Genomic DNA, 23,868 nt, shown 5'->3' with positions numbered 1-23,868 from the left:
TTTGGCTGATATTAATATGTCAATTATTCTTATTTACTAATTTGCTTTTTAATCTGCTTAAATGTACAGTTGTTATGCCTAAATAAGAAGCGATATAATGTTGCGGAACACGCAATATGATTTGAGGTCTTTGTTGAATTAAATTAACATAGCGCTCTACAGGGGAATCTTTTATAAATGAAACAAAATATTTCATATAATCAAAAGTACGCTCAAAAAGCTTATTAATGAGACTATCCCTCAATGCTGGTATTTCTTTGATTTCTTCGAGAATTTTATCCAAATCATTTTTATGAATCCACCACAAAACCGAAGGCTCAATCGTTTCTATATTTGTCGGACTCGGAAGTTTCTTCATGAAACTTTCGATAGAAGCAACGCTCTCATTTTCAAAAAAGAATTGCGTAGTAAGATCTTTTCCGTTATTGTTAAACCAAACCCGAATACAGCCTTTTTCTATGATATAAAGTTTTTTTGAAACTTCACCTTCTTCTAAAAGGGTAGTTTTCGCAGGAACTTCAATTCGATTGAAATAACCGATGTATTCGTTCCATTTTTCATCAGTTAAAGAGAATTTGTTTCGGAATTGGTCGAACATTTGTTTATTAATGGTTATTTAAAATTAAAGCATATTTAAGCCGAAGATCAATTATCATTTGGATCAGCAATTCTCGTTGACAGAATATGGATTAAAATTTGATCAAGAAAGTTTAAATTTTTCTCCTCTATATTTAACTCCATTATGCATGGATATTTTTTTGTATTATGCTTTACTTGAGCAATTTTAATATTTTTATGAAAATAAGAATAATTCCAATTGAAAGATATTATCCTATTATCAAACCGTTTTTTTAGGCTTTCATTTTCATCAAAAAAAATATCATCATAGCTAATTCGAGCAACATGACTAATCAAATCATTATTTTGAAACAAGATCTTATAGCTGCTTTTGAAAATTAAGTCTGTTATTTTTAATTCTAAAACTAAAATATCAGCATAGTTAAATACTTTTATAATTCTGTTAAAAATATTAATCTTAACTGTAGAATAAAATAATAAAGAATTGCCTTTAAAAGCCTTTAAATCTCCATTTGAACTATTAATTTCGATTTCCACTTCAAAAATTACTTAGAATCCGATTCCACTTCAAACAATTGAACCTGATTTTTCAATCGGTCAATAAGTAAATTCATCATTCGCTTATTCAAATCAGAAGAATTTTGAATGTAAGTATTGTATTCGTCTACTGTAAAAAGCGCCATCACAATTCCTTTTAATGAATTTCTAAATTTAATATCTTTTTGAATGGAATTTTCGATTGTCTGAAGCTTCTTTTCAACCGAGTAAGAATAGAAATCGGGTTTATTTTTGTTTACATAATTGATAAAAACAGCAATGAACAAGTCATTTTGAAGTTTTAAAATGGGCCTGATGGTCTGGTTTTGAAAGATCTCATCTGCTGAAGATTGAGCACTTACAGTTCCTAAAGTTTCGCCTCTGAATTCTTTTAAAAAAGTGTCTCTATCTTCCATGGGGTTTTGTTTTAAGTTTTCCTTAAAGTTAAAGAAATAATCCCATTGTAAAAACCTATTTTTGTTTTTCTAAAAATAAATTATGCGATTATTTCTGTTTCTCTGCTTATTACTAGCTTCTTGCAATTCCAAAGAAGATAAAGAAAAATACAATCATCAATTATACCGCGCTGTAAACAACAAAGACACGGCTATTTTTGATATTCATATAAATGACAAACGTTTTTATGGCCGTTACGAAATTTCGCATTATGGAACCGGAAAAGATTCTGGCGACGTAAGAGGCGATTTAAGAGGTAATACGCTTCGGGGCGATTATCATTATATTTCTTTTGGTGGCGCTTGGAAAAGAGTTCCACTTGCGCTTTTAAAGAAAGACAATAAACTTTATCTAGGAAAGGGAGTAATCGGAACTTATTTTAATCTTCCGTGTTACGTTCCAGAAGTTCCTATTGAATATAACAATCCTGAGTTTCTTTTTGAAAGGATAGAGAAGGAGTAGTTTTTTTGTTTCAAGTTTCAAGTTTCAAGTTTCAGGTTTCAAGTTGATTGGCTTGTGTGTTTTACCGCAATCCCGATAGCTATCGGGAGCAAAGTTATTTTTGTATTGGAGTTTAATAAAAACGCAAAGTTCGCAAAGCTTTGTATAAAAACTTTGCGAACCTTGCGTTCCCGATAGCTATCGGGATAGCGAACTTAGCGGTTAAATATGCGCATGCTATATCAACTTGAAACTTGAAACTTGAAACAAAATCTAACTTAACGTAGAAGGCAATTCAAAAATTTCAAGATCAAAATATCTAACTGATGCCATTACGTGGTCGAAAATATCGGCCATGATGTATTCGTAATTTGCCCAGCGTTTGTCACTTGAAAAGACATAAATTTCCAACGGAACTCCATGCGCGGTAGATTGTAGCTGTCGGCACATGATATGCATATTTTTATTCAATCCTGGATGGTCATTTAAATATTGCATAATATATTTTCTAAACAATCCTAAATTGGTAATGTTTCGGCCATTTAGCGAAAGCGTTTTATCAATTCCTCTAAGATCATTGTATTTATCGATTTCTGCTTGACGGCTGTCTATGTAAGAAGTTATCAACTGTACTTTTTTTAGCTGATGCAAATCTTCATCATTCAAAAAACGGATTGTACTGCTTTTTATTAAAACATGTCTTTTGATACGTCTTCCATCAGATTTCTGCATTCCGCGCCAGTTCTGAAACGAATCTGAACTTAAAGCGTATGTTGGAATAGTTGTGATTGTATTATCGAAGTTTCGAACTTTTACTGTTGTCAAATTGATTTCGATAACATCTCCATCGGCACCAAACTTATCCATTGTAATCCAATCGCCAATACGAACCATATCGTTTATCGCAACCTGAACACTTGAAACAAATCCAAGAATTGTATCTCTAAAAATTAAGATAATAATTGCCGAAAGTGTTCCTAGAATGGTTAACAGTTCGCCTTTTTTAATTCCAAATAAAGTCGAAATAATCATCGCAACTCCAAAAATCCAAAGCACAATCATGATAACCTGAACAAAACTGTCAATTGGCTTGTCGCTGTATTCAGGCTTTTGTTTTAAATAATCGCGTAACGAATTAAAAACAGTTCTAACGATCCACAATCCAAGCAATACAATATAGATTCCGACAATTTTCCCGAAAATCGATTCCCAATATTCATATTTGTCGAGAATTACTGGAACTGCTTTATAAATAAAGAAAAACGGAATTAAATAAGCGGTATATCTTGTTGTTTTGTTTTGAATTAAATAATCGTCAAACTTTGTTTTGGTACGCTGTGCAAAAACGGCTGTCAGTGTAACCAAAAGAAATTTAGCAGCATAATAAATAACATATGCCAGCGCTATTAGAATAAGAATATTAAAAATCAGACTGGTATAAGACGCAACATTACGGCTCATTCCCCAGTCTCTGAAAACAGGATATAAAAAATTAAATATTTTCTCCAAAAGCTTATGCATTTGCTTTAGTTTCTAAATATTTTTTCTCGATATAAAAAGTTCCAAACGGAATAAGAGAGGCAACCAAAATAATTCCGAAAGTTTTTAAGTCCCAATTCATTGATTTTTTCAATAAAAAAGCTAAAAGAATATATCCGATAAATAAAACACCATGTGTCATTCCTAACGGACGTAATAATGTATGGTAAAGTTCAGGATTATTGTTTTTGATAATAAGCATATTAGCAAATAATACTAAATAAGAGATTCCCTCTAAAATGGCAGTAACTTTGAAAATCTTGAGCATGTATGTATTTTTTAAGTTTAATATCGGCAAAATTAAGTATTATCGTTGGTTTTTGAGGTATTTATAAAGAAAGTAATTTACTTTTGTAATCTTAAGTTTTGAGAATGAGTAAAAGAGATTTAAAAAAATATTTAGGCGAATTAAGCAAAGACCAATTAGAGGAACAATTGATCGAATTGTACGAGAAATTTGCTCCTGTAAAGGTGTATTACGACTTTGTTTTTAATCCGAAAGAAGATAAATTGCTTCAGGAGGCAAAGGTTAAAATCTCACACGAATATTTCCCAATTAAAAAACCGGGAGCAAAATGGCGTCCGAAAGCCAAAATGCGAAGATCGGTTGCTCAAAAACTCATAAAACATTTTATGATGCTTGGTGTAGATTCCTATATTGTAGCCGATATTATGCTTTACAATATCGAAATTGCGCAAACGTTTTCTTCTCAAAATTTAATCAAGCAGGAATTATTTTACAAAAGCATCTTAAATTCTTTTGAGCAAGCAGTCAATTTTATTGTTTCAAATGGAATTTTTAACGATTTTAAATTGCGAATTAACGCAATTCAGAACGAAACTTCGGAGCAAAAATGGAGAAATAAGTACGATTTTGAAGCAATTTTGGAAAAAATCGACTATTAAAACCCTTTCTCATAAAAAATCTTTATTTAAAAAAAACATTTATTTTAAGTTAAAAGAAGATGAATAACTGTTTTTTCGGTGTATTTTTGCAAAAATCCAAAAATAAACAATGTCTCAAAACACTTTAGAAATACAAAGAGAAGAGAAAAAAGAACTGTATGCATACCAAAAAGGCGATATTGACGCTATTTTTGACCGTTTAGACAATGCTCCTCCCAAGCATCATTTACTGTATCAGCTTCCGACAGGTGGAGGTAAAACAGTGATATTTTCTGAAATCGTTCGCCGCTATTTATCTCATAACGATAAAAAAGTGGTGGTTTTAACGCACCGTATCGAACTTTGCAAGCAAACCTCAAAAATGCTTACAGGTTTTGGTGTAACAAACAAAATAATCAATAGTAAAGTAAAAGAATTGCCAGATCAGAATGATTTTTCTTGTTTCGTGGCAATGGTTGAAACTTTAAAAAACCGTATTAATGATGAAAAACTTCATCTAGACAATATTGGTTTGGTGATTATTGATGAGGCACATTACAACTCGTTTAGAAAACTATTAAACTCATTTAAAAATGCTTTTATTCTTGGAGTAACAGCAACGCCTTTGAGTTCTAACATAAAATTACCAATGCACCAAAGTTACCACGAACTTATCGTTGGTGATACAATTGGTTCATTGATTGAGAAAGGCTTCTTAGCAAAAGCAACAACTTATAGCTATGATGTTGGTTTAACTTCGCTTAAAGTAGGTATTAATGGTGATTATACTGTAAAATCATCAGACGATTTGTATACCAATACTTTGATGCAGGAAAAACTGCTTCACGCATATACAGAACGTTCTTTAGGAAAGAAAACCTTGATTTTTAATAACGGTATTCATACTTCTTTATATGTATATGAAACGTTTAGAGAAGCAGGATATGATATTCGCCACTTAGACAACACAAGCAGTTCTGAAGAGCGTAAAGACATTCTGCAATGGTTTAAGAAGACTCCAGATGCAATTTTGACTTCTGTTGGAATCTTAACAACTGGTTTTGATGAACCAACTGTAGAAACGATTATCTTGAACAGAGCAACGAAATCTCTGACTCTGTATTTCCAGATGATTGGTCGTGGTTCTCGTAAATTGCCTGGAAAAGACGAATTTACAGTTATCGATTTAGGTAACAATGCCGCTCGTTTTGGTTTATGGAGCGATCCTGTAAACTGGCAGCATATTTTTAAATCGCCAGAGTTTTATTTGGAGAATCTTCGTGATGACCACGAAATCGAGATGTTCTTTAAATATAGCATGCCACCAGAATTGCGTGCAAAATTCAGTAAAACGGCCGATGTTAGTTTTGATGTTGACGAAGAACATAAATTAATCATCAAACAAAACCTTCGTTCTAAAGTAGTTTTAGATAAATCTCTAGATCAGCATGCAGGAATGTGTGTAGATAATACAGAAACGCTTCAGGAAGCAAAAATGCTGGCTAAAGAACTAGAAGATGATATCGAAGATCGTATTAAACGTTATTCTAAATGTTTGAGCCAATGCAGTAAAAACTACCGCGAATGGCTGGTTGACGATTACAAACAAAGATTAACTTTATTAATTGGTAAAAAGTATCGTGAAAAAATCATGAACGAACCAGATTGATAATTTAAAAGTTAAATTATTTCAGGTTTCATGTTTCAAGTTATTGGAATCTAAAATAGTATCATAATTTATAAAAAGGAGAAATAGCATTTCAAAGTAAATGTGATTTCTCCTTTCAACTTATTAAGTTTTTGGTGTAACTTGAAACCTGAAACTTTAAACAAATTAAAGAACATGTCTAAACCATTCTCAACATTAGGAATTTCGGCTCCAATTTTAAAAGCTTTAAGCGAATTAAACATTGTTGAACCAACAGAAATTCAACAAAAAACAATTCCGCTATTTTTGGGCGAAACTCACGATATTGTAGGTTTAGCAAAAACAGGAACAGGAAAAACAGCCGCATTTGGTTTGCCTTTATTGCAATTGGTAAATACAGAATCGACAACAGTTCAAGCTGTGATTTTAGTTCCAACTAGAGAATTGGGTCAGCAGATTTTTAGAAACTTAGAAGATTTTTCAAAATATATTCCTAATATATCTATTGCTTCCATTTGCGGAGGAACTCCAATAAAACCACAAATCGAAAGATTAAAAGAAGGCGCTCAAATCGTTGTGGCAACTCCAGGACGTTTAATCGATTTGATTCAGCGAAAAGCAATTGATTTAAAACAAACAGAATACTTAGTTTTGGATGAAGCCGACGAAATGGTGGCTATTCTAAAAGAAAGTTTAGACGAAATTGTTGCAGAATTGCCTAAAAAACATCGTACTTTATTATTTTCGGCAACACTTCCTGGAACCATAAAACAACTGATTCAGAATTATTTGAACAAAAATGTAGTTCAGATAAGCGCCAATATGGAAACTGTTGGAAATGAAGGAATAGACCATGAGTATATTGTGGTAGATCCTATTGAAAAATTGGAAGTTTTAATGCATTTCTTAAATTCTAGAGATGGCGAAAGAGGAATTATTTTCTGTAAAACGAAAGCTGCCGTTAATAAATTAGCCAAAAATCTAGCAATCAATAAATTCTCTTCGGGAGCGCTTCATGGAAGTCTGACGCAGGGAATTCGTGATAGAATTATGGAACAGTTTCGTGAAGGACATATTAATATTCTGGTTGCAACCGATTTGGCTGCGAGAGGAATTGATGTAAAAGAAATCTCGTATGTGATTAATTATCATTTGCCTGACACTTACGAAAATTACGTTCACCGAAGTGGAAGAACCGCAAGGGCAGGAGCAAAAGGACTTTCTTTGACTGTTTTACAGCAAGAAGAAGTTTTTGAAATTGCTGATTTCGAAAGAGAATTAGGAATTAAATTTTCTGAGTTTAAAAAACCTTCTGCTGCAAGTCTTGAAGAAAACAATATGCTTTTATGGGCCAAACAAATTTTCAAAACAAAACCAAATCATGAGCTTTCACAGGATTTAAAAACAAAAGTGAAAACTGTTTTTCATCATCTTACAAAAGACGAACTAATCGAGAAATTAATGGCGAGTTATGTCCTACAGAACAAAATCGATATAGTTGAAAAACCTGTTAAAAAATTCAAAAAGTAATAAATATGACAATTGTCATTGTATATTAAAGTTGTATATTTATAAGGAATTATTTTATAATCCTACTTAATTACAACATATATGAAAATAGTCATTATTGGAGGGGGATTTGCAGGAATTAATCTAGCAAAAGAACTTGTAAATCAGCCTCAAATACAAGTAACACTTGTCGACAAGAATAATTATAACTTTTTTCCACCACTTATATATCAGGTTGCAACTGCATTTTTAGAGCCTTCGAGCATTAGTTATCCGTTTAGGAAATTTTTTGCAGGCAAAAAGAATCTTAGTTTTCGTTTAGGCGAATTATTATCTGTTTCACCAGCTGAAAAGAAAATTACTTTGAGCAACGGAGAATTAGATTATGATTATCTCGTTTTTGCTACTGGAGCAGAAACTAGCTATTTCGGAATGGAAAATGTGATGAAAAACGCCATTCCGATGAAGACATTAAATGATGCCATCGAAATGCGAAATGCATTGCTTAAAAACCTTGAAAAAGCAGCAATCTGCAAAGATATTCGCAAACGCCGTAAATTATTAACGATCGTTGTGGCCGGCGGTGGACCAACAGGAGTTGAAGTTTCTGGAATGTTTGCCGAAATGAGAAAAAATATTCTATTAAAAGAATACCCAGAATTAGAAACATCTGCAAGTAATGTTTATTTAGTTGATGGAGGAGATGCTCTATTGGCTCCAATGAGCAAAGAATCCCAAGAAGATACTCTTGACGCACTTACTAAACTTGGTGTTGTAGTTAAGCTTCATACTCGTGTTGTCGATTATGTTGATGATACGGTACATTTTGAAAACGGAGAAACCATTAAAACCAAAAACTTAATTTGGGCCGCGGGAGTTTCTGCCAAAATTTTCGAAGGAATGCCAAAGGAAAGTTACGGTCGCGGACGTCGAATGGCTACAGATGTTTACAATAAAGTCAACGCTGTAGATAATATTTACGCTATTGGCGATACCGCAATCTTGGCTGGTGATGCGAATTTTCCTGATGGACATCCGCAAGTGGCGCAAGTTGCAATTCAGCAAGGATTAAATCTTGCTAAGAATTTTAAAGCGATGGTAGCCAACAAACCGCTAAAACCGTTTGCTTATAAAGACAAAGGTTCTATGGCAATTATAGGAAAAAACAAAGCTGTAGTAGATTTACCAAGTCCGAAATGGCATTTTAAAGGATTTTTCGCTTGGTTTATCTGGCTGTTCGTTCACTTAATTTCTTTAATCACGTATAGAAATAGACTAAACACATTCTGGAATTGGATGGTTGCTTATTTTGCAAAAGATCAATCGCTTAGAATGATTATTAGACCTGAAAAAAGACAACAAAGTTAAGAGGTTCTAAATTCTAATATCACGAAATATAAAAAGCCAAAATCATTTTGATTTTGGCTTTTGTAGTTTTTAGGATTTAAAATATTCGATTTTCTTTTGTCGGATTTCAATACTTTTAGTGTCCAACCATAATATCATCACTTTCAGACAATTCTACCTTATTTTTAACAAAGCGTTTTCCGATATTTAAAATAATAAATGCTGTAATTGTTGTAGTAGTCATAATGGCAACCATTGGCGTTACCGAATCTTTTACAAAAACACCAATTGCAAAAGAAGCCAAAGCACCAATTCCCAACTGAATAGCTCCCATTAACGCGGAAGCACTTCCTGTGTTTTTGGCAAAAGGAGCAAGCGTTAATCCTGCTGTATTTGGGTTTGAAATTCCTAGACAAGCTAAAAACAAGAACAACATTCCGATTGTCTGATAAAGTCCGAGAAGATTATTTAAAGCCAAAATCAAAAATATTATACTTATAACAGACTGCGAAATTAAAGCGCCAAAAATCATCTGTTCGCTTGAAAATCTTTTTAACAGCATAGAATTCAACTGACTAGATCCGATAAAACTAACTGACATTAGTGCAAAAATCCATCCATAAGTTTTAGCATCAACCTTATAAATATCCATAAAAACAAGTGGAGAAGCGGCTACGTAAGAAAACAATCCAGAAAATGCAACTGCACCTGTAAACGCGTACGTATAAAATTGAGGTTCTTTTAAAACAGAAATGAAATTAGTTATAATTGGTTTTGGTTTCAGCGAAATTGAAGCATCTGGCTGATAGGTATTTGGAAGTCCAAATTGTGAAGCGACTAAAATCACGATTCCCATACACATCAAAATGAAAAATACGGCATGCCAACCTAAATCTTCTGTAACATAACCGCCAATCGTTGGCGCAAGCATTGGAGAAAGACCAACAACAAGCATTAAAAGCGAAAATACTTTTGGTATATCTTTTACAGGAAATAAATCACGAACCATTGCCACAGAAGCAACTGTTGCGGCGCAGCTTCCAATAGCCTGAACAAAACGAAGAAATATAAAAGAATCAATATCAGCCACATAAATACAGCCTAGAGAAGCTAGAATATACACTAGGAGTCCAACAAATAAAGGTTTTTTGCGTCCAAAACGATCCAATAAAGGCCCATAAAGCAATTGTCCAGCAGAAATTCCGATAAAGTAACTAGATAAACTCATAGAAACTTTAGCGACAGTGGTATTTAAATCCTTTGCAATTCCAGAGAAACCAGGCAGATACATATCGATCGAAAAAGGTCCAAGAGCGGTTAAAGAACCTAAGATCAGAATGAGCTGGATATATTTTTTTGTTGTCATTATCTTAAAAAAGGGCTTATAATTTTCTGCAAAGGTAAAGATTTCATACCTTGTTATAGAACTTGAAGAAGTTTATAACAATAAATTAAAGTAATCGCGAAAATTATTTAGCGTAACTATCTATTAATCTTTAAATTAAGACAGCATGAAAAAGTACCTTTTATTATTAGCAGTTTTATTTACATCAATTTCATTTGCTCAAACTATTACCTCAAAACTCGAAGATGCTAGTGTTGAGCAATATGAGCTTCTAAAAAAAGTTAATCAGTATTATCCGGACATTACATTAAGCAAATCGGTTACCAATTTTTATGCTGACGGAAAAATTATCGATTCGCAGCAAGATTTTGATTTAAGAGGAACAAAATTTTCAAGTTACAAATTAGGCATTGAGCCAGGAAACAAAAAAGTAAAATTTGATTATACATCAACTGAAACTGGCCATGTGTACGGCGACGTTACCATTTTTAACGGAAATGCCTTGCGAACATCATTTAACGAGAAAACGAATCAAGTTGACGTATCGTTAAATGGTAAATCGGTTTATTTGAAAAAATTATAGATTTTAAAACAATTTGGAAAAAGCATCGCAAATTTGTGATGCTTTTTTAATTTATATTTGGCTCAGATTTTAATAAAACAAACTACAATGAAAAAATTTCTTTTCCTGGCATTTTTAATTTCCTTGCAAGCATTCTCACAGCAAAACAAATTCTCAGGAACTTGGGGAAACCAAAAATGCAAAGACTGCAAGAAAGAATATATTTTTAGAATTACGATTGCACAATCAAATTATAAGATTTTTGGAACCGCCGAAGTTACAAGCGAACACAAAGATTTAAATTCAGGAATTTTGGAAGTTACCGGACATGTTTATCCGCATGGCGATAAGGCTCAAATAAAATTAAAAGATAAAGACGGTATTTCGTCCAGCGCAGTTTTATTTGTAAAAGATGATGTAATTCAGTTTACAAAAAATGGCGGAGGCGATGTTGTGCCAAAAGAGATGATTTTGAATAAATTATATGAATAGAACTTTTTATTCTTTATTTATAATCTTTTCCAATTTCTCAATCATTTCCTTTTGTTGTTCAAGCATACGCTCGTATAGTTCTACCATTTTATCAAGAGGGTTGAATGTACAGTTGAAGTTTACCTGTGAACCATCTCTAAAAGTATTCGCAACAGCACTATCATGAAAAGTATTTGCTATGATATTAATTGCAGAATCTTCATCAAAATTCTCGATCGCTTGAACAGGTACTTTTAGAATTTTAGCAACTTGATTTAGAATATCATTTTCAATCAATTCTTTTTGCTCTAACATAGAGATTTTCTTTTGATTCCAATCTTCGCCCAATTCATAGGCAAGGGCTTCTTGTTTAATGCCCAACATTTCACGGAAACGCTTTATATTTCTACCTTGATGTACTTTTTTCTCTGTCATATTGATGTGTATCGTAAATGTCAAATATAGGATTTTTACTTAAATTATTTATGAGATATTTAGAAATGTTAATTCTAAATTATCTGACTTCTCAAATAATTCAAAACTCAATTTATAAGACTTTATTAAAACCATCAAACATTTAATGCTACGCCAGATGCTTAAGAAGTCTCCTAAATTATCATTTTTATTACTATATTTGTAACATAAACGAAATAAAAAAATATCAAATATGATACAAGAAATTCTCACTTATAAAAAAATAGTTAGCGAAATCGACGAATTAATAAACAAATCGCCGTACAAAAAAAATTATATTATTGATAAGATTGGAATAGCGGGACCAACATTCTACAGAAAACTAAAAACCAATTCATTTACACCAGATGAAATGCTTGAAATTGCAAAAATTCTTTCTCCAGAAGAACATTATATGATGGAACTAACAGCGTCAATTGAAGAAGGCAAAAGAGACATCGTAGAGGGTCGTGTAATTACACATGAAGAAATGTTAGAAGAAATCAAAAGAAAAAGAGATAAGTAATTTAAAAATAGTATAACCTGAGTAATGGGCTAATATTTTACGTATCAAATGAAATGTCTAAGTATTTTAATGGTTTTTGACGATTGTCCCAAAAAGTTATAATGTATAAATCGGTACCAAGCAGAGCATAAAATAGTGTAATTAATATAAAAGAAGAGAGTAAAGTTATTTTAATTCATAGGGATGATAATTTAAAGTAAAGAATATGTAAAGCTTTTAAAACCCTTGATTTATACAAAATCCCTTGAGCCTCAAGCGCTACTATCCTGTTTTGACCTATAATTTATATTATGTAAAATAGAATATTTTAGAAACCTGCCTACAACGCGCTCTATAACTTTTAGACGCAGTGTTTTCGTTTTATGGAAAATTTATCATCCTTGCTTCTAGTTCTTTTTAGATTAAAACTTTTACATTTTTTTTTAAACTGAAATCTCTCAAAATTCCTTATATGATTTTCATTTTAAAAAATTCTCAAATATTGAAAATTTGATCTGCTAGATTATACAGTTTGTTATTCTAAATTCAAATCGCTATAAATGCGTTATATGATTTTCATTTTAAAAAAATCTCAAATATTAAAAATTTAGCATACCGTATTTAAGTTAGTATTTCAATTCAAACATTTTACTTAAATTCAAATCACCATAAATACGCTGTATGATTTTTATTTTAAAAAATTCTCAAATATTAGAAATTTCATTTACTGGATTTATCTACAGTTTGATTTTAAGTAAAACATTTTTCGTATATTGAAATCGTCTATAATTGCAGTGTATGATTTTAAAACCAAAATATTTTCAAATATTAAAAAATCATCAAACGTACTTTAGACAGTCATTTTTCATTAAATAAAAAATCTTTTTTTGAATTAGAAATATTTAAAATTTCAAAACATTAAAACTTTTTTAAGTCTTATTGCCATTATCTTTTAACATTTCTTTAAAATAATTAGTTTCTGCTAAAGAACCTTTCGTTGTAAGACTTTATTTTACTATTTTTACATTCGATACTTTAAAAATAAATTATCACATATATGAATACAGTTGCTGAGCATATTGCAGATTTTTTAAAAGAATACAAACCGTTTGATAATTTAACCTTTCAGGAATTATCAGATATAGCCACGAATATTCGTGTCATTAATTTAGAAAAACATGCGGTATTATTTCAAAATAACGATCCGCTTCATGACAGCTTTTATGTTGTAGCTTCTGGTGTCATCAATCTTACAACTATTGCGGACGCTGAGGAAACTATTATAAATAAATGCCATGAAGGCGATATTTTTGGTTTACGCCCATTTTTTGCAAAAAATAACTATATGATGACGGCTAAAGCACGTGAAGAAAGTATTATTTATGCTATTCCGATCGCTGTTTTTAGACCTTTTGTAGCCAATAATTCAGACGTTTTAAACTTTCTGTTGGAAAGTTTTGCTGTAAATTCACGTCACACAAAGGACAGCATGAGCTCTAATGGTAAATTAGTTTCTGATAGTGACTACATTGACCAACAGACAGAAATGCAATATATTCAGTCTCTTAACTATAACAATTCGCCATTAACAACGAAAGCAGATTCTATAATTAAAGATGTCGCAAATTTGATGACAGATTCAATGTTAGATAATATTATAATTTGTGGCGAAAAAAATCACCCAATTGGTATTGTAACCAATGCCGATTTATCATCTAAGATTGCAACTGGACGCTATCCTATTACTGCAACTATAGACAAAATTATGTCTTCGCCAGTTGTTACCGTTCTAGAAAATGTGTCTTTGGCAGAAGCGCAATTACTAATGCTGAAACACAATGTTACGCATTTATGTGTAACCAAAGATGGCACAAGTAAATCTGTAGTAAAAGGAATTATTTCTGAACACGATCTTATTGTAGCACAAGCAAGTAACCCTGGTGTATTAATTAAAGAGATTAAACGTTCACAGCTTCCAAAAGATTTAAAACAAATACGTGATCGTTTATCTGATTTGATTCAGAATTCGATTCAAAAAAATATTCCAATTTCGCATGTTAGTAATATTGCAAGTGAGATTAATTTAGCGATTATAAAGCGAGCTGTCGAACTAGCAATTTTAGATTTGGGCTCCCCTCCTGCACGTTTTGCTTGGTTAAGTATTGGAAGTCAAGGACGTAAGGAGCAATTATTACTTACAGATCAAGACAGCATCTTAATTTTTGAAGATGTAACTCCTGAGAAGTACAGAGAAGTAAAAGATTATTTCTTAAGATTAGCTAAACGTGCTACTTCTATATTAGAAAAAGTAGGTTATGATTATTGCCCAAACGGACATATGGCAAGCAACATGCTTTGGTGTAAATCATTGAGCGACTGGACAAAACAATACAATAGCTGGATGAATACTCCAGGTGAAAACAGTAATGATTTGAGCAGTATTTTCTTTGATTATGAAATTGTTTTTGGCGAACCAAAAATTGAAGAAGCAATTGAAAATGTAATTTTCAAAAATGCCGTTAACAACACTTTATTCTTCGACTTCTTAGGAAATGACGCTTTAAAGAGAAACTCTCCATTGAGTTTCTTCAAGAAATTTATAACTGAAGAAGATGGTCCAAATAAAGATAAATTTGATATCAAGACAAGGGCTTTAATGCCTTTAATCGACGGAGCTCGTCTATTGATACTAAATGCAAATATAAAAGGAATTCAAAATACTTATCTTAGATTCAAACAATTAGCCATTACAGATTCTAAAAATGCCGAAATTTATTTAAGCTGCGCAGAAGCTTTCTTAACGCTTTCTAAATTTAGAACTGTTGAAGGATTAAAAAATGACGACTCTGGCCAATATATTAATTTAAGAGAAATGTCAAAATCTGACAAAGAGAAATTAAAAAATGCATTAGCCCCAATGAAAGATCTGGAGGAACTGATTAAGAGTAAATTTCAATTGACGCAATTCTCATAAAATATGCTAGACTGGCTGAAAAATATCAATAAAGACTATCCAGATTTCTGGAAAGACTATTTAACTAAATTCGAAACTAAACCTAATAAGTTTGTTGTGATATCAACTGAAACTTCTGGCTTAAATCCGGATAAGGATGTTATATTATCTCTTGGAGCCTTTTCAGTTATTGACGACAGCATTGTTATTAAAGAAAATTTCGAAACAGTTTTATTACAATATAAATATCTTCAGGACAACGGACTTTCAAATGAATTTATCATTGAAAGCAAGATGATGAAAATGCCTGAACCTGATGCTCTTGAAGCTTTGGTTAATTTTATAGGAAACTCAATTTTGGTTGGACATCATATCAATTTTGATATTGAAATGCTAAATGCCGCACTAGAACGTTTAAATTGTGGACGTCTTAAAAATGAAGCTTTAGATGTTGATGTAATGTACAGAAAATTGACTGATATAAACGACAAACAATTTTCTCTGGATGATTTATGCGGAATTTATAAAATTCCAAAAAGTGATAGAAATTCTTCTGCAGAAGATGCATACAGAATTGGACTTTTGTTCTTGAAACTAAAATCTAGACTAGGAATTAAATAAATCCTTAAAATTCTAATCAATACTATATAAAAACGCCTCTTAATTTTAAGAGGCGTTTTTTTATTAACAGAAATTTACAAACTCACTTATTTTTCAAATTAAGTAAAATTGTATTTTTATAGTACATTAATATAAAACCTTTTTTATCATTGAAAATCTATGAAAAAACTACTATTTATAGCGCCATTGCTGTTTTTTGCTTCAGCAATTTTTGCACAAAATCAAGATCCTTCGTCTAAACGCATTCTAGGAAGCTGGTACTCTAACACCAACCGTAATATAAAATGGACTTTTACCCCAGACGGGAAAGTATACAATTACAATAACGACAGAATGAGCGTGATGTACAAATATACAATCTCGAACAGCTGTCAGAACTTTTCTGATGATACTACCGAATTTATAACGTTAAGAGATAAAGATGGCAATGAGTTTTGTTTTAGAATAAATGCAGTAAACGAAAATAAAAAAGGTGTTCTATCGCTTACTAACTTGAGCAACATGCAGCCTCTCGTTTTTGTAAACGATTTAAGTTTAAAAATTGCTCCATAAAGACAGATTAAAATATCAATTTCAAAATACCAAGTTTCAATTAAAAGTAAAAAAAAGCCTCTTAAAATTAAGAGGCTTTTTTTTTATTTACATTTTAAATTAAGAAATTCTTTCTTTCATAATTTCTTCTATTATTTCTGGATTTAATAAAGTCGAAGTATCTCCAAAATTAGAAGAATCTCCTTCGGCTATTTTACGCAAAATTCTACGCATAATTTTTCCAGAACGAGTTTTTGGCAAACCAGAAACGAATTGAATTTTATCTAATTTCGCAATTGGCCCAATGTGATCAGAAATATATTGGTTTATCTCTTTTGTTAAGTTATTTCTATCTCTAACTTCTCCAGTTTCTTTTAGAATAACAAAACCATATAAAGCATTTCCTTTAATATCGTGAGGGAATCCAACGATTGCAGATTCCGCAACAGCTGGGTGTTCGTTGATCGCATCTTCAATAGGAGCTGTTCCTAAATTATGTCCAGAAACAATAACAACATCATCTACCCTACCTGTAATTCTGTAATACCCAACTTCGTCTCTTAAGGCACCGTCTCCTGTAAAATATTTTCCAGGGAAAGCAGAGAAATAAGTTTCTTTGTAACGATCATGATTACCCCAAATAGTTCTGGCAATTCCCGGCCATGGGAATTTAATACATAAACTTCCAACTACTTGGTTTCCTTCAATTTCATTACGTTTTTCATCCATCAAAACAGGCTGAATCCCAGGTAATGGCAAAGTTGCGTAAGTAGGTTTTGTTGGTGTTACAAAAGCAATTGGCGAAATCATGATTCCTCCTGTTTCTGTCTGCCACCAAGTATCTACAACCGGACATCTCTTATCTCCTACGTGGTCATTAAACCAGTGCCAAGCCTCTTCGTTAATTGGCTCTCCAACAGATCCGATAACTTTAAGTGATTTAAGAGGGTATTTTTGAATGTAATCTAAACTTTCTTTTGCTAATGAACGAATTGCAGTTGGCGCAGTATAGAATTGTGTAATTTTATGCTTTTCGATAATATCCCAAAAACGGCTAAAATCTGGATAAGAAGGAACTCCTTCAAAAATTACAGTTGTAGCACCATTCAATAATGGTCCGTATAATATATAAGAGTGACCTGTAATCCATCCGATATCTGCAGTACACCAGAAAATATCATTGTCTTCGTAGTTGAATACATTTTTGAAAGTATACGCAGTGTATACCATATAACCAGCAGTAGTATGAACCATTCCTTTTGGTTTCCCAGTTGATCCTGAAGTATATAAGATAAACAAAGGATCTTCGGCATCCATAATTTCAGCAACACTATTATCTAAAGCTGCATCTAATAATGGTTGTAACCAAACATCACGACCATCTTTCATCTTAACATTAGTATTAGTTCTTTTAGCAACTAAAACTTTTGTAACAGAAGGACAAGTTTCTAGAGCTTCGTCTACAATTCCCTTAAGATCAATTGTTTTATTTCCTCTGTAGCCTCCATCAGATGTGATTACCATTTTACATTCACAATCATTGATTCTCGCAGAAACTGCCGAAGCAGAAAATCCAGCGAAAATAACAGAGTGAATAGCTCCAATTCTAGCACAAGCTAAAACAGAAACAGCCAATTCTGGAATCATTGGCAAGTAAATACAAACTCTATCTCCTTTACGAACACCTTGCTCACGAAGGACGTTTGCCATTTTTGAAACTCTTTCGTATAGTTCATTATACGTTATATGTAAAGCTTCTTCAGAAGGATCGTTTGGTTCAAAAATAATTGCTGTCTTCTCTCCTCTTTTGCTTAAATGTCTATCAATACAATTTTTGGTAATGTTAACTTTAGCATCTGTAAACCATTTTACTTCTGCTTCCGCCATATTAAAATCAACAACCTTTTCCCAATGCTGGTACCATGTGAAATTTTCCTCAGCTATTTTTCCCCAAAATTTTCTTGGCTCTCTTATTGACTTATTGTAATGTTTAAAATATTGTTCTAAATTTTCAATTTTGTAATAGCTCATCGTTTGTTGAATTTTTTTATAAATGTATTAAATCTGAACGTATCCGTGAAATAATTTAATTCATAAATTTTATCAAATAAAAACATTTATTTAATAAAATATGATAATTATTTGTGTTTGATTTAAAATTTTACTTTTTAAATCAAAAATAGAAGGCAAAAAAGGCATAATAAATAGATATTATGCCTTTTTTAATTTAACAAATTTCAATAACAATTAATTTTGTAATGCGCACTGCGTGATTTTTCTCTATTTTGAAAATAGAAGCATCTTTATTAATTAAAACAGAAATTCAAACAAGTATATTTTTGTAAAATATACCCCATTTTAGGGATCCGCTTCACTTAACTTACTCACTCTCTGAAGTTAAGTGAATGCAATATGCATCTATATCTTTTTTCTTAATAAGTGCTTACTAATTCAAAATATTACAAATCATTGATACAGTGCAAATTCCGCAGAATCGGATCCTGCGGAAGTTCCCAAATTTTTATTATCCAATTTTTTTCATAGCCGTCATAGACTCTCTCAACCAAGCTCCTACTTCTTCGATAGGATGTTGACGAATTTCTTTGTTAACAGCGATCAATACTGCATTATCTACTCCGTTTGAAGTTGAAAATGGTTTACCAATAATGTTAGTTTCAACTTTTTTCATGAATTCAGTCAATAATGGCTTGCATGCATGATCAAATAAGTAGCATCCGTACTCTGCAGTATCAGAAATTACACGGTTCATTTCGAATAATTTCTTTCTTGCAATTGTATTTGCAATTAATGGCAATTCGTGTAATGACTCATAGTAAGCAGATTCTTCAATGATTCCAGCTTCAGTCATTGTTTCGAAAGCTAATTCAACACCAGCTTTTACCATTGCAATCATTAACACTCCATTGTCAAAATATTCTTGCTCTGAGATTGGAGCGTCTTGCGGAGCTGTTTTTTCGAAGTTAGTTTCTCCTGTTACAGCTCTCCATTTTAATAAGTTAACATCATCATTAGCCCAGTCAATCATCATAGTTCTAGAGAATTCTCCAGAAATGATATCGTCTTGGTGTTTTTGGAACAACGGACGCATGATATCTTTCAATTCTTCAGCTAATTCGTAAGCTTCAATTTTTGAAGGATTGTTTAAACGATCCATCATATTTGTAATACCACCGTGTTTCAAAGCTTCAGTGATAGTTTCCCATCCGTATTGGATTAATTTAGAAGCGTAAGCAGCATCGATTCCTTTTTCAACCATTTTATCGAAACATAAAATAGATCCAGTTTGAAGTAAACCACAAAGAATAGTTTGCTCACCCATTAAATCTGATTTTACTTCAGCTACGAAAGATGATCTTAAAACTCCTGCTCTGTGTCCTCCAGTTGCTACAGCGTAAGCTTTTGCTTGATCTAAACCAAATCCGTTTGGATCATTTTCTGGGTGAACTGCGATAAGAGTTGGAACACCAAATCCTCTTTTATACTCTTCACGTACCTCAGAACCTGGACATTTAGGAGCACACATAATAACAGTGATGTCTTTACGAATCTGCATCCCTTCTTCTACGATGTTGAATCCGTGAGAGTAAGATAAAGTAGAACCCTGTTTCATTAATGGCATAATAGCAGTTACCACAGCTGTATGTTGTTTGTCTGGTGTAAGGTTACAAACTAAATCTGCAGTTGGAATCAATTCTTCATAAGTTCCTACTTTGAAACCATTTTCAGTTGCATTTTTATAAGAAGCTCTTTTTTCTGCAATTGCATCTGCACGCAATGCATAAGAAATGTCTAAACCAGAGTCTCTCATGTTTAAACCTTGATTCAAACCTTGTGCTCCACAACCAACAATTACAACTTTTTTTCCAGCTAATGCTGCAATTCCGTCTGCAAATTCTGATTGCTCCATAAATTCGCAAACTCCTAATTGTTCTAATTGTAATCTAAGTGGTAATGTATTGAAATAATTTGCCATTTTTGTTTTAATATTTAATGAAATGAAATTTAATATTGATTATATATAACTAAGATTTTATTATTTAAAGGTTTCTAATAAAGAAGAAATCTCCATTTTTTGTTTAGAAACTGATATTCTTCCCGAACGTACAAACTGCATAATTCCGTATGGTTTGAACTTTTGGTATAATTCTTCAATTTCAGAACGTCTTCCTGATTTTGAAATCACAAAGAAATCACGAGAAACTGTCACAATTGTAGACTGGCTCTCTTTAATAATATTCTGAATTTGTTTCTCATCAAACAACAAACTTGAAGCAATTTTAAACAAAGCATTTTCTAAGAAAATAGTCTCTTCATCTGTATGATAAAATGCTTTTATAACTTCAATTTGTTTTTCAATTTGTCCAACAATATTCTGAACCCATTTTTCTGTCGTATTTACTACGATGATAAATCTTGAAACGTTCTCAATTTCTGATTCTGAAACATTTAGACTTAATATATTAATGTGACGCTTTAAGAATATTCCTGATATTCTATTTAATAAACCCACATTATTTTCTGAGTATACCGATATGGTAAATGTTTTATCTTCCATTTGTTTTTTTAGTTTTATTTGTTTCAAGTTTCATGTTTTACCCCCGATGACTATCGGGATTGAAACCTGAAACTGGAAACCTGAAACTTTTTTCTTAACTTAATCTAATTTCTGATACACAAGCTCCTGTTGGAATCATTGGGAAAACATTATTTTCTTTTTCGACTACAACTTCTAAGAAATACGAATCTTTTGAAGCCAGCATCTCAGCGACCGCTGCATCTAAATCTTCACGCTGTGTAACTTTTTTAGATTTGATATGATAACCTTCAGCAATTGCAATGAAGTTTGGATTAATCATTTTTGTTGAAGCATATCTATTATCAAAGAATAATTCCTGCCATTGGCGAACCATTCCTAAGAATTCATTGTTTAGAATAACAATCTTCACTGGAACCTGAGTCTGGAAAATAGTTCCAAGTTCCTGAATTGTCATTTGGAAGCCTCCATCACCAATAATCGCTACTACTTCACGTTCGGGTTTTCCCATTTTTGCTCCAATCGCAGCAGGCAATGCAAATCCCATAGTTCCTAAACCTCCCGAAGTAATATTACTTTTAGTCGAATTGAATTTAGCATAACGACAAGCAAACATTTGGTGCTGACCAACATCTGAAACAATGATTGCGTCTCCTTTTGAGTGTTTGTTTATCATTTCGATAGTTTCTCCCATCGAAATTCCTTTACCGTTAGTTGGATTTAATTCTTCTTTTATTACTGAATCAAATTCAACTTTGCTTAATTCTTTGAACTCGTTGTGCCAAGCATCGTGAGATTTTGCATCTAACAATGGTAATAAAGCAGCTAAAGATTCTTTTACATCTCCTAAAACAGCAATTTCTGTTTTTACGTTTTTATCAACCTCTGCTGGATCAATTTCAAAGTGAACTACTTTTGCCTGTTTTGCATAAGTGCTTAATTTACCTGTAACACGATCATCAAAACGCATTCCGAAAGCAATTAAAACATCACATTCGTTTGTTAGTAAATTTGGCGCATAATTTCCGTGCATTCCAAGCATACCAACATTTAAAGGATGATCTGTTGGTAAAGCTGATAATCCTAAAATTGTCCAAGCCGCAGGAATTCCAGATTTTTCAACAACTGCTTTAAACTCAGCTTCTGCCTCGCCAAGAATAATTCCTTGTCCAAAAACAATAAAAGGTTTTTTAGCGCTATTGATCAAAGCTGCTGCTTCGGCAACTTTATCTAAGTTTAATTTTGGTACTGGAATATAACTTCTAATTCCAGTACATTTCTCATAGCTAAAATCAAACTCATCAAACTGAGCATTTTTAGTAATATCAACCAATACAGGTCCTGGACGTCCAGAACGTGCAATATAAAATGCTTTTGCCATAATTCCAGGAATCTGAGAAGCTTCAGTTACCTGAAAATTCCATTTTGTAACCGGAGTTGAAATTCCGATAATATCTGTTTCCTGAAACGCATCAGATCCTAATAAATGTCTTCCAACTTGCCCTGTAATACATACTAACGGAGTTGAGTCGATTTGAGCATCTGCAATACCTGTAACTAAATTTGTAGCTCCTGGACCAGAAGTAGCAATTGCCACTCCTACTTTTCCTGTTGCTCTCGCATAACCTTGCGCTGCATGTGTTGCACCTTGTTCGTGACGTACTAAAACATGGTGCAATTGATCTTGAAATTTATATAATTCGTCGTAAACTGGCATTATAGCACCGCCTGGGTAACCATAAATTAAATCTACTCCTTCTGCTAATAAACATCTTATAACGGCTTCTGCCCCTGATATTCTCATTTTTTTTTATTTTTTGGCACTTAATATAGTATGAGATACTATTTTAAATACTTATTAATATAATACGGGATTATGTTTTGACTTGTAGGTTGATTTTTTAAAATTTTCCAAGTCATAGTTTGCATCCTCTATAATTTTTTTTCCATCTTTTTTATCATAATCATTAGCAATTAATCCTTCTCCTTCTTTAATTGCTTTTTCAGGCTGATCTAAATGAATATAAATTCGTCCTAGATTATAATAAGCTGAGTATCTGATTTTTTTACTTGATTTGTCACTTCCTGTATACTTTGTTTTTAAAGAGTCAAAATATTCAATTAATGGATTCATATCTGATACAATTTCATCAATTGGTGCAGTTGCAGACATTTTTGCAAAAATTACTTTCACTGCCTCTAAAGCTTCTTTCTGAATTCCTCCTTCTTCATCTTTAGAATCTATAATCCATAAATTCTCTCTATAAGTTGTAGGCTCCAATCCGTAGACTTTATTGAGTTTATAATTTGTATCGCTAAAAACTCCATCAACATAATTTTTAATGCTTTCATTATAAAAATCTGTTTTTTCTTTCTTAAAAGCCTCTTTTACAACTTCAGAATTAGCGTTGTCATTAAGCGATTTATAGACAAAATCTTTGTTAAAATCATAAACAATCTCTTCATCGCTTCCAGATTCAGTTAATGCTCCTTTGATCTTGACGACTGCAACTCCTTTCGCTTCAATTACTGCAGTTACAAAATAGTTTGTGGTCTTGACGACTACTCCATTTTTATCTTTCGATTCATCAACTTTTGACTCCAGTTTAGGTTCTCCCATTTTAAAGCTTTTCAGCTTTACCTCGATATCAACGTTTGAATATCTGACGCTTCTTTTCCATCCGTATAGATTTAATTTGTTATTCAATGTTTCTTTATTTGAATAAAAAGGTGTAAAATCTGGACCAATGACGGTTTCTGTACTAAAAGTTCTTTTTTCTAATGCAACAAACTTTGCAGGCAGAATTTGATAATTTACATTGAATGAGAATTTATCTAAATCGACTTTTTCAGGTTTTAACTGTGAAAAAGCATTGATTGAAATAAAAATTAATGGCAAATATTTTATGGTATTTTTTATTTTCATAAAAA

23 protein-coding genes are annotated in these 23,868 nt (G+C 32.1%); 11 read left to right on the top strand and 12 right to left on the bottom strand.

Features of this window, described 5'->3' with window-relative positions; translation table 11 throughout:
- Window positions 1-19: 19 nt before the first annotated feature.
- The 3 genes from OZP10_RS20945 to OZP10_RS20935 are packed head-to-tail and all read right to left on the bottom strand — an operon-like array spanning window position 20 to window position 1,532.
- Window positions 20-598 (bottom strand): Crp/Fnr family transcriptional regulator, encoded by a 579-nt coding sequence (locus OZP10_RS20945; protein WP_281632607.1) that lies wholly within the window; start codon window positions 596-598, stop codon window positions 20-22.
- Window positions 599-645: 47 nt separating this feature from the next.
- The gene (locus tag OZP10_RS20940; RefSeq protein ID WP_281632606.1) at window positions 646-1,116 is read right to left on the bottom strand and encodes a hypothetical protein; all 471 of its coding nucleotides are present in this window, start codon (window positions 1,114-1,116) and stop codon (window positions 646-648) included.
- Between the two features lie 8 nt (window positions 1,117-1,124).
- Window positions 1,125-1,532 (bottom strand): glyoxalase, encoded by a 408-nt coding sequence (locus OZP10_RS20935; protein WP_111369121.1) that lies wholly within the window; start codon window positions 1,530-1,532, stop codon window positions 1,125-1,127.
- Window positions 1,533-1,614: 82 nt separating this feature from the next.
- On the opposite strand from OZP10_RS20935, the gene OZP10_RS20930 reads away from it, so the two are divergent.
- A complete protein-coding gene (locus tag OZP10_RS20930) occupies window positions 1,615-2,034 on the top strand; it encodes a hypothetical protein (protein WP_281632605.1) in 420 nt (139 codons plus the stop codon).
- Window positions 2,035-2,286: 252 nt separating this feature from the next.
- Here the strand turns inward: OZP10_RS20930 and OZP10_RS20925 are convergent, their stop codons facing one another.
- Together OZP10_RS20925 and OZP10_RS20920 are read right to left on the bottom strand one after the other, a co-directional pair.
- Window positions 2,287-3,534, bottom strand: a complete 1,248-nt coding sequence (locus tag OZP10_RS20925; protein WP_281632604.1) for a mechanosensitive ion channel family protein — start codon at window positions 3,532-3,534, stop codon at window positions 2,287-2,289.
- Window positions 3,527-3,820: a DUF3817 domain-containing protein gene (locus OZP10_RS20920; protein WP_263523121.1), complete on the bottom strand. Its 294-nt coding sequence runs from the start codon at window positions 3,818-3,820 to the stop codon at window positions 3,527-3,529. Before OZP10_RS20920 ends, OZP10_RS20925 begins: the two co-directional genes overlap by 8 nt.
- Window positions 3,821-3,924: 104 nt before the next feature.
- On the opposite strand from OZP10_RS20920, the gene OZP10_RS20915 reads away from it, so the two are divergent.
- The 4 genes from OZP10_RS20915 to OZP10_RS20900 all read left to right on the top strand — a co-directional run bounded on the left by OZP10_RS20915 (window position 3,925) and on the right by OZP10_RS20900 (window position 8,962).
- Window positions 3,925-4,458 carry a DUF6155 family protein gene (locus tag OZP10_RS20915; protein WP_281632603.1) on the top strand — a complete coding sequence of 178 codons (534 nt, stop codon included), beginning with the start codon at window positions 3,925-3,927 and terminating at the stop codon, window positions 4,456-4,458.
- 109 nt (window positions 4,459-4,567) lie between these two features.
- The gene (locus OZP10_RS20910; RefSeq protein ID WP_281632602.1) at window positions 4,568-6,106 is read left to right on the top strand and encodes a DEAD/DEAH box helicase; all 1,539 of its coding nucleotides are present in this window, start codon (window positions 4,568-4,570) and stop codon (window positions 6,104-6,106) included.
- A gap of 174 nt (window positions 6,107-6,280) precedes the next feature.
- Entirely contained in the window at window positions 6,281-7,615 is a 1,335-nt protein-coding gene (locus OZP10_RS20905) for a DEAD/DEAH box helicase (protein ID WP_281632601.1), read from the top strand.
- Window positions 7,616-7,696: 81 nt separating this feature from the next.
- Window positions 7,697-8,962, top strand: coding sequence for an NAD(P)/FAD-dependent oxidoreductase (locus OZP10_RS20900; RefSeq protein WP_281632600.1), 1,266 nt, complete (start codon window positions 7,697-7,699; stop codon window positions 8,960-8,962).
- Window positions 8,963-9,077: 115 nt separating this feature from the next.
- On the opposite strand, the gene OZP10_RS20895 is transcribed toward OZP10_RS20900, so the two are convergent.
- Window positions 9,078-10,307, bottom strand: coding sequence for a multidrug effflux MFS transporter (locus OZP10_RS20895; RefSeq protein ID WP_281632599.1), 1,230 nt, complete (start codon window positions 10,305-10,307; stop codon window positions 9,078-9,080).
- Between the two features lie 145 nt (window positions 10,308-10,452).
- On the opposite strand from OZP10_RS20895, the gene OZP10_RS20890 reads away from it, so the two are divergent.
- Together OZP10_RS20890 and OZP10_RS20885 are read left to right on the top strand one after the other, a co-directional pair.
- Window positions 10,453-10,869, top strand: a complete 417-nt coding sequence (locus OZP10_RS20890; RefSeq protein ID WP_281632598.1) for a hypothetical protein — start codon at window positions 10,453-10,455, stop codon at window positions 10,867-10,869.
- A gap of 87 nt (window positions 10,870-10,956) precedes the next feature.
- Window positions 10,957-11,340 carry a hypothetical protein gene (locus OZP10_RS20885; RefSeq protein ID WP_281632597.1) on the top strand — a complete coding sequence of 128 codons (384 nt, stop codon included), beginning with the start codon at window positions 10,957-10,959 and terminating at the stop codon, window positions 11,338-11,340.
- Between the two features lie 6 nt (window positions 11,341-11,346).
- On the opposite strand, the gene OZP10_RS20880 is transcribed toward OZP10_RS20885, so the two are convergent.
- On the bottom strand, window positions 11,347-11,754 hold the full coding sequence (locus OZP10_RS20880; protein WP_281632596.1) for a helix-turn-helix transcriptional regulator: 408 nt from the start codon (window positions 11,752-11,754) through the stop codon (window positions 11,347-11,349).
- Between the two features lie 232 nt (window positions 11,755-11,986).
- Here OZP10_RS20880 and OZP10_RS20875 point away from each other — a divergent pair, with 232 nt between their 5' ends.
- The 4 genes from OZP10_RS20875 to OZP10_RS20860 all read left to right on the top strand — a co-directional run bounded on the left by OZP10_RS20875 (window position 11,987) and on the right by OZP10_RS20860 (window position 16,403).
- Complete coding sequence (locus OZP10_RS20875; RefSeq protein WP_281632595.1) at window positions 11,987-12,298, top strand: hypothetical protein; 312 nt, start codon at window positions 11,987-11,989, stop codon at window positions 12,296-12,298.
- Between the two features lie 1,036 nt (window positions 12,299-13,334).
- The gene (locus OZP10_RS20870; RefSeq protein ID WP_281632594.1) at window positions 13,335-15,251 is read left to right on the top strand and encodes a DUF294 nucleotidyltransferase-like domain-containing protein; all 1,917 of its coding nucleotides are present in this window, start codon (window positions 13,335-13,337) and stop codon (window positions 15,249-15,251) included.
- Between the two features lie 3 nt (window positions 15,252-15,254).
- Complete coding sequence (locus OZP10_RS20865) at window positions 15,255-15,851, top strand: 3'-5' exonuclease (protein WP_281632593.1); 597 nt, start codon at window positions 15,255-15,257, stop codon at window positions 15,849-15,851.
- A 159-nt stretch (window positions 15,852-16,010) separates the two neighbouring features.
- Window positions 16,011-16,403, top strand: a complete 393-nt coding sequence (locus tag OZP10_RS20860; protein ID WP_281632592.1) for a hypothetical protein — start codon at window positions 16,011-16,013, stop codon at window positions 16,401-16,403.
- Window positions 16,404-16,502: 99 nt separating this feature from the next.
- Here the strand turns inward: OZP10_RS20860 and acs are convergent, their stop codons facing one another.
- The 5 genes from acs to OZP10_RS20835 form a co-directional block, all read right to left on the bottom strand.
- Window positions 16,503-18,413 (bottom strand): acetate--CoA ligase, encoded by a 1,911-nt coding sequence (acs, locus tag OZP10_RS20855; protein WP_281632591.1) that lies wholly within the window; start codon window positions 18,411-18,413, stop codon window positions 16,503-16,505.
- Window positions 18,414-18,906: 493 nt separating this feature from the next.
- Window positions 18,907-20,376 (bottom strand): ketol-acid reductoisomerase, encoded by a 1,470-nt coding sequence (gene ilvC, locus OZP10_RS20850; RefSeq protein ID WP_281632590.1) that lies wholly within the window; start codon window positions 20,374-20,376, stop codon window positions 18,907-18,909.
- 60 nt (window positions 20,377-20,436) lie between these two features.
- Window positions 20,437-20,958: an acetolactate synthase small subunit gene (gene ilvN, locus OZP10_RS20845; RefSeq protein ID WP_008464099.1), complete on the bottom strand. Its 522-nt coding sequence runs from the start codon at window positions 20,956-20,958 to the stop codon at window positions 20,437-20,439.
- Between the two features lie 94 nt (window positions 20,959-21,052).
- The gene (ilvB, locus tag OZP10_RS20840; protein ID WP_281632589.1) at window positions 21,053-22,741 is read right to left on the bottom strand and encodes a biosynthetic-type acetolactate synthase large subunit; all 1,689 of its coding nucleotides are present in this window, start codon (window positions 22,739-22,741) and stop codon (window positions 21,053-21,055) included.
- A gap of 54 nt (window positions 22,742-22,795) precedes the next feature.
- Entirely contained in the window at window positions 22,796-23,863 is a 1,068-nt protein-coding gene (locus OZP10_RS20835; RefSeq protein ID WP_281632588.1) for a hypothetical protein, read from the bottom strand.
- Window positions 23,864-23,868 lie beyond the last annotated feature (5 nt).

The organism is Flavobacterium luteolum, from assembly GCF_027111275.1.
Taxonomy (GTDB): domain Bacteria; phylum Bacteroidota; class Bacteroidia; order Flavobacteriales; family Flavobacteriaceae; genus Flavobacterium; species Flavobacterium luteolum.
Note: the sequence above shows the minus strand (reverse complement) of the source record. Positions and strands in the feature narration are given on the sequence as shown.